A 6622-nucleotide genomic window follows, 5' to 3' on the forward strand; every position below is an offset into this window, starting at 1 on the left:
TTGACCGCCGTCTTAGGATCGCTTAGGAGTAGTATGAGCAATGAGTGTATGAAGATACTCGTCATCATCCCTGCGTGGAATGAAGAGGCAGTGCTTGGTCAAGTACTGGAGGGTGTGCGTGCGGAGCTCCCCTCAGAAATTGATATGATTGTGGTGTCTGATGGGTCGACCGACAACACTGCGCTGATCGCCCGCTCCCAAAACATTCCAGTTCTTGATTTACCTATTAATCTTGGTGTGGGAGGTGCTATGCGTGCAGGTTACCTCTACGCATACCGCCAGGGCTACACGCACGTGATTCAACTTGATGCTGATGGTCAGCACGATCCGCGTGAGGTTCCCGCGCTCATCAAAGCAATGCGTAAAGAAAACGCTGATATCGTCATTGGAGCGCGTTTTGCTGGAAAAGGTACCTATCGTGTAAGGGGCCCACGCAAATGGGCGATGACGTTACTTTCAGCTGTACTTTCACGAGTCTGCCGAACGAAGCTGACAGATACGACTTCTGGATTCAAATTATATGGACCACGAGCCGTCAGCTTATTCTCGCGTAACTACCCTGCCGAGTATCTTGGTGACACTATTGAGGCGCTCATCATCGCTGCGCGTTCCCGCTTAGTAATTACACAAGTTGGTGTCGAGATGCATCCTAGGGCTGGGGGAGAAGCTTCGCACAACCCTTTTAAAGCCGCGTTGTATCTAATCCGAGCGTTTGTTGCGTTATTTGTTGCCTTGAGTCGTCCAAGGACAGACGTAGCATTCTTGAACCCACTACCGGTTCACCAATCTGGCGAGGAGGCACGATGAGCCAAGGTCCTTACATTCTTGGCGCTACTTTTGCGCTTTGTGTCCTTTTTGCGATATTCCTCAAATTGCGTAATTCAGGAATGAAAGAGCGTTATGCAATATGGTGGACAGTGGTTGCGGTACTAGTTGCCGTGGTGTCTCTATTCCCTAACCTTCTGGCATATATATCGGGTTTACTGGGAGTGCAAGTGCCCTTAAACCTTGCCTTTTTTCTTTCAGGTATCGCTCTGCTTCTGCTCTCACTTCAATTTAGCGTCGAGTTGTCCGAAGCCCAAGAAGAGAGACGGAGACTTTGTGAAGAAATCTCGATTCTTAGCTTAAGGATCGAGAAGCTAGAAAAACGTTGTCCTTCAGCTGAGAAGGAATAGAAATATTCGGATGTAGTCCCATTTTCTAACTTAAGTATGTCATCGTCACGGACTCAAGGACTGACAAAATGCATAAGATTGACATTATGCTCCCTTTTTGGGGCGAGCCTGCCTACCTTTACCAGACTGTAGAAGCTGTTCGTGGCCAGGATACGGATGGGTGGCTACTTACTGTTGTTGATGATTGTTACCCAGATCCTACTGTTGCTGACTACTTCGAAAAACTAGGTGATCCACGTGTTCGGTATATCCGAAATGAAAAAAATTATGGGATTACTGGAAACTATGAGCGTTGCGTTGCTCTTGCCACCGCTGAACTTATGATTTTTCTTGGCTGCGATGATATTCCGCACCCGGATTTTGTGCGCAGTGTTTTGGCACTGAATAGACAATTTCCATCGGCATCGATCATTCAACCTGGTGTGAAAATTATTGATGAGAACAATCGGCACATATTTCCGCTTGCAGACCGCGTTAAAGCACTGCTTCGTCCTTCAGCGTTGAAACCCCGGCTACTAGGTGGCGAACCTCTGGCTGTTTCGTTGTTGCGCGCCGATTGGATGTATTGGCCATCCCTTGTCTTTCGCCGAGAAATCTTAGTGCAAACGCCATTCCGCCATGGATTTCCTATTATTCAAGACTTAGCAATTGTTATTGATATGGTGCTCGAAGAGCATATGCTACTGATTGATCCACATGTGTGTTTCTCCTACCGGCGGCATTCGGCTTCGGCATCTTCAACTGCTATTTTTGACGGCCGAAGATTCGAAGGTGAACGTGAGTATTTTACTCTTGCTGTGAAGGTATGCGAACAAAAAGGCTGGCGTCGAGCTGCTCGTGCTGCCAGAATACATTCGACGTCCCGAGCGCATGCGCTCACATTGATTCCCTCGGCGCTTAGAAAAAAAGATATTGAAGGTTTGCGAACGGTAATTAAGCATGCCTTTTCCTGGTGACAGGGTACAAATTCTCTGTTCATCACCTCACAAACTGTTCATAGTAAAGGCTTTTGGTGGTACGTTTGAACATTAGTCACAGTTTCTCATAATTGAACGGAATATGATGCTCCTCACTCAATCACAGTTTGACGTGCTATATTGCCTTTTTCGAGCTGGTGAGCCGTTGAGTCAACGGCAACTACACACTCGTACCGGAATGTCTCTTGGGCGAATCAATGCAGTCGTGAGAGAGTGTGAGGCTAAACAATATATTGCTCATCGTGCTCTTACTGACGTGGGACTTAATGTACTGGAACCTTTTCGAGTAAAGAACGCTGTAATTATGGCAGCGGGACTGTCTCAACGGTTTGCACCGATTTCGTATGAACGTCCCAAAGGTACGCTAAAGGTTCGTGGAGAGGTGCTTGTTGAGCGGCAGATTCAGCAGCTTCATGAGGTGGGGATCACTGACATTTCGCTGGTGGTTGGGTACAAAAAAGAATACTTCTTTTACCTTGCCGACAAGTATGATGTGAAGATTGTAGTCAACAATGACTATTTTCAGCGCAATAATAACGGTTCATTGTGGTGCGTTCGCCATATTCTAGGTAATACGTTTGTCTGTTCTTCTGACGACTATTTCACTGTGAATCCGTTTGAATCACATGTTTATCAGGCATACTATTCTGCTCAGTATTGTGATGGAGAAACTGCGGAATGGTGTATCGCCACAGGGCCAGGTGATCGAATCGTAGGTGCCACTGTAGGTGGCGCAAACGCCTGGACAATGTTGGGACACGTGTATTTTGATGAGGCCTTCTCAACAAAATTTAGGGTGATACTTGAGCAAGTGTATGACCTTCCGGAGACAGCTCCGAAACTTTGGGAGGCGATTTACCTTGAGCATGTAAAAGAGCTCAATATGGTGATACGCCGATATTCTCAAGGGGTTATCAATGAATTTGACTCAGTAGACGAGCTACGTGATTTTGACCCGATGTTTATGGAGAACGTTGACTCGGAGGTTTTTGACCATATCTCTACGGCACTCGGCTGCGCAAAGGCAGAGATACGGGACTTTTACCCCCTTAAACAGGGAATTACAAATCTATCTTGTCATTTTGCTGTCGGAGACCAAGAGTATGTGTATCGCCATCCTGGTGTTGGAACCGACAAGATTGTGGATCGACTGGCTGAACTTGAAGCGTTGTGGTTAGCCAGAGATCTTCAACTGGACACCACATTTGTCGCAGGAGATCCGGTGAAAGGCTGGAAGATTTCTCGTTTCGTCCCGCAGGCAAGAAATCTGAATGTTAATGTCCGTGAGGAGCTTCGCCAAGCAATGGAAATGGCGCGGCAACTTCACGGATCTGGTCGTGAACTCGCACGTTGTTTTGATCTGGTTGAGGAAGCGAAACGATACGAAAAGTTCCTGCTGAATGAAGGGCCGATTGATCTTCCGGGGTATATGCCTCTTCGTGAAAAAGTGATGCGCCTAAAGACTTATTGCGAAGCAGACGGGTACCCTCTTGTCCCTAGTCATAATGATTTTTTTCCGTTGAATTTCCTTGTAAGTGATTCAGGTCATATCGATTTAATCGACTGGGAGTATGCGGGAATGTCGGATGAAGCAAGCGATTTTGGGAGCATGGTGGTGTCATCAAACATGTCTCTAAGGCTTGCTTTTGAGGCACTGGAGATGTATTTCAACCGTAAAATAACTCCTGGGGAGCAGCGTCATTTCTGGGCGCACGTAGTGTTTGCTGGATGGTGTTGGTATGTCTGGGCGCTCCTGAAAGAACAGGAAGGAGACGATGTGGGGGAATGGTTGTTTGTGTACTACCGAAACGCGTCGGAACACGTTGATGCGGTGCTTGCGGCATATGAGACAAATCGCTCGCTTGTGATTTCTTCTCTTAATCCGGATCGTTTAGAAGTAGGGTGAGTTCATGAGTACGCCACAAGCTTTGTCAGATCCTGAACTGCTACAAAAGATTCATACGCTTTTGTTGAAGATGCTCAAAGACTTTGATCGAGTATGTCGGGAGCTTGGAATTGAATACACAGTCTATGGTGGGACTTGCATTGGAGCCGTCCGGCATCAGGGTTTTATTCCATGGGATGATGACGTTGATGTCCTGATGACGCGGAAGGAGTATGAACGATTCCTTAAAGAAGCTCCTGCGATTCTTCCAAGCGAGTATCGCCTAGATAACACGCAGACGACCCCTAACTACCCGTTTATGTTCACTAAACTCGGGTTAAAAGGGACACTCCTTGTTCCTGAATTTGCTAAAAACTCGTCCTACCGAATGCCTGTTTCTCTTGATATTTTACCTTTAGATAAAATTCCATTTGATGAGAAGCAATTCCGGGCGATGAGCAGGCAGACCTGGATCTGGGGTCGTTTGCTGTATGTCCAAGGGACACCGACGCCATATTTAATCGACACTTTTGGACTCAAACGCATTGCCATATATACAGCAACGACCATTGTGCATTGGACGATGCGTCTATTAGGTATTAATTCGCGTTACCTTCAAAAAAAATGGGATCGAGCTGCCCGTCGCTATGAAGATAGCGACTCTAGACGTTATGCGGATTTCTCCATGAGGGACCCTTGGAATTGGGCGGTGGACCATGAAGAGCTATTTCCAGCTCTCGAAGTGCCGTTTGAGAATATTACAGTCAAAATTCAACGCGAGTATGACGCGGTCCTTAAGCGCTCTTACGGGGAATATATGGAATTGCCTCCAGAAGAAAAGAGGCGTAACCATAGGCCATGCGAAATCGATTTTGGCCCTTATCTGACCGATCCTAGCTAGGAAAAATTGCAGGATGTCAAGCCATTCATCTAATGTTCAACTTGGCCGTGACTACCTGTGGAACACTGCCGCATCATTGATGACTTCTGCTGCAACAGTGATTGCGTTAATTGTTGTCACACGAATATGTGGGCTTACGGTCGCTGGATTGTTTTCTCTTGGTCTTGCCGTTGGGCAGCAGTTTCAGACACTCGGCATGTACGAGGTGCGTACGTATCACGTAACAGACGTGAAATACTCGTTTTCGTTTGGGACCTATCTGTCCGCACGGATCCTTACTGTATTGGGAATGTTCGCCGGAATTGTAGGGTATGCCGCACTTTCTGGTCAGGCTGACGAAATGGTGTGGATTATCATCCTTGTTGCATCCTTACGTCTCTTTGACGCTTTTGAGGATGTCTTTTATTGTGAGTTTCAACGTTCTGGTCGCCTCTACATTGGTGCTCGGGCGGCCTTTTATCGCACATTGCTTACCACGCTAGTGTTTTCCAGCGCTATCTACTTCACTAGCGACTTAGGCATTTCAGCGGCCATTACATTGGCGGTGTCATTACTGGTGATGAGCTTCCTCTTCTTTCCGCCTGCATACCGCTGCTTTGGATTGGTCCCGAAATGGCATAAGGACAAAATCCGGCGGCTCCTTATTGACTGCTTTCCGTTGGCGCTCGCCGCCTTTTTTTCGATGTACTTAGTTAATGCGCCACGCTTCTCAATTGACTATTTTCTTGATGCCGAGCAACAGGGCTACTTTGCGATACTCTTCATGCCGGCGGTTGCGATTAATATGCTTGCTTTGGTTGTATTTCGGCCGTTGCTGACTGGGATGGCGCAGCAGTGGGCAAGTGCGCATTACAGTGTGTTTTTTTCTGTAATTAGGCGGGGCTTGCTCGCCACAACGGGTGCTTTTTTCGTCGTAATTCTGCTTACCCTTTCAATAGGGATCCCAGTTCTCAATTGGCTGTCACAAAAAAATATCGGAGAGTACACCGTTGAACTTGTTGTACTAATTTTGGGCGGTGCGGTTAATTCTGCAGGGGTTATTTTATATTATGCTCTCACCACGATGCGTGCACAAAGATATGTGTTATTTGCTTATCTTGTCGCTTCTGGAGCCATTTCAGTTTTATCTCCTGTGTTTGTTGCGCATTGGGGCGTACTAGGGGCAGCAGGCGCCTACACCGCAGCAATGACGTTGCTTGCAGCTGTTTTTGCGAAGGGAATTGCCTCACGTTATAAGGATATAAAGGCCACTGGTACTGACAACGATTGATACCGACCGTAAAGTTTGAGGGTGTCTAATGCCTGTGTAAGTGCTGGGTTTTGTTCCTACCTGTTTTTGAGTAGATAGGGACGTGTCTAAGAGGTATTCACAAGAGTTTAAGGATCGCGCGGTACGGATGGTTGGTGACCGTGTGGCTGATGATCCTTCCTGTACGCAGTGGAGAGCGATAAACGAGATCGCCCCACGGATGGGGATATCGGTGGGGTCGATGCGCCGCTGGTATGAACAGTCGTTGATCGACACTGGTCAGCGTCCAGGACTGACCCGTCAAGAACGCGAGGAGATCAAACGCCTCAAACGTGAAAACGCTGAGCTGCAGCGAGCGAACGAGATCTTGAAACTTGCTTCGGCTTTTTCGCACGAGAACTCGACTACCCCGGGAGCACATGATCACGTTCATTG

7 protein-coding genes are annotated in these 6622 nt (G+C 47.3%); all 7 read left to right on the forward strand.

Annotated features, from left to right (window positions below; genetic code table 11):
* Positions 1–33: 33 nt before the first annotated feature.
* Positions 34–807: a glycosyltransferase family 2 protein gene (locus G438_RS0105570; RefSeq protein WP_026460480.1), complete on the forward strand. Its 774-nt coding sequence runs from the start codon at positions 34–36 to the stop codon at positions 805–807.
* Entirely contained in the window at positions 804–1175 is a 372-nt protein-coding gene (locus G438_RS11025; RefSeq protein WP_034285296.1) for a DUF2304 domain-containing protein, read from the forward strand. The genes G438_RS0105570 and G438_RS11025 overlap by 4 nt, the downstream gene beginning before the upstream one ends.
* A 68-nt stretch (positions 1176–1243) precedes the next feature.
* Positions 1244–2131: a glycosyltransferase family 2 protein gene (locus G438_RS0105580; protein WP_026460481.1), complete on the forward strand. Its 888-nt coding sequence runs from the start codon at positions 1244–1246 to the stop codon at positions 2129–2131.
* A gap of 103 nt (positions 2132–2234) precedes the next feature.
* Positions 2235–4058, forward strand: a complete 1824-nt coding sequence (locus G438_RS0105585; RefSeq protein ID WP_026460482.1) for an NTP transferase domain-containing protein — start codon at positions 2235–2237, stop codon at positions 4056–4058.
* A 4-nt stretch (positions 4059–4062) separates the two neighbouring features.
* Positions 4063–4938 carry a LicD family protein gene (locus G438_RS0105590; RefSeq protein ID WP_026460483.1) on the forward strand — a complete coding sequence of 292 codons (876 nt, stop codon included), beginning with the start codon at positions 4063–4065 and terminating at the stop codon, positions 4936–4938.
* Positions 4939–4951: 13 nt separating this feature from the next.
* Positions 4952–6208 (forward strand): lipopolysaccharide biosynthesis protein, encoded by a 1257-nt coding sequence (locus tag G438_RS0105595; protein WP_026460484.1) that lies wholly within the window; start codon positions 4952–4954, stop codon positions 6206–6208.
* 82 nt (positions 6209–6290) lie between these two features.
* On the forward strand, positions 6291–6622 hold a 332-nt coding region (locus G438_RS11030), incomplete at its 3' end, for a transposase (protein WP_165569235.1).

Source organism: Schaalia suimastitidis DSM 15538 (assembly GCF_000429105.1).
Classification (GTDB): domain Bacteria; phylum Actinomycetota; class Actinomycetes; order Actinomycetales; family Actinomycetaceae; genus Pauljensenia; species Pauljensenia suimastitidis.

Coding starts and splice junctions, on each gene's coding strand:
- G438_RS0105570 (WP_026460480.1), top strand. CDS start 34: ATGAGCAATGAGTGTATGAAGATACTCGTCATCATCCCTGCGTGGAAT.
- G438_RS11025 (WP_034285296.1), top strand. CDS start 804: ATGAGCCAAGGTCCTTACATTCTTGGCGCTACTTTTGCGCTTTGTGTC.
- G438_RS0105580 (WP_026460481.1), top strand. CDS start 1,244: ATGCATAAGATTGACATTATGCTCCCTTTTTGGGGCGAGCCTGCCTAC.
- G438_RS0105585 (WP_026460482.1), top strand. CDS start 2,235: ATGATGCTCCTCACTCAATCACAGTTTGACGTGCTATATTGCCTTTTT.
- G438_RS0105590 (WP_026460483.1), top strand. CDS start 4,063: ATGAGTACGCCACAAGCTTTGTCAGATCCTGAACTGCTACAAAAGATT.
- G438_RS0105595 (WP_026460484.1), top strand. CDS start 4,952: ATGTCAAGCCATTCATCTAATGTTCAACTTGGCCGTGACTACCTGTGG.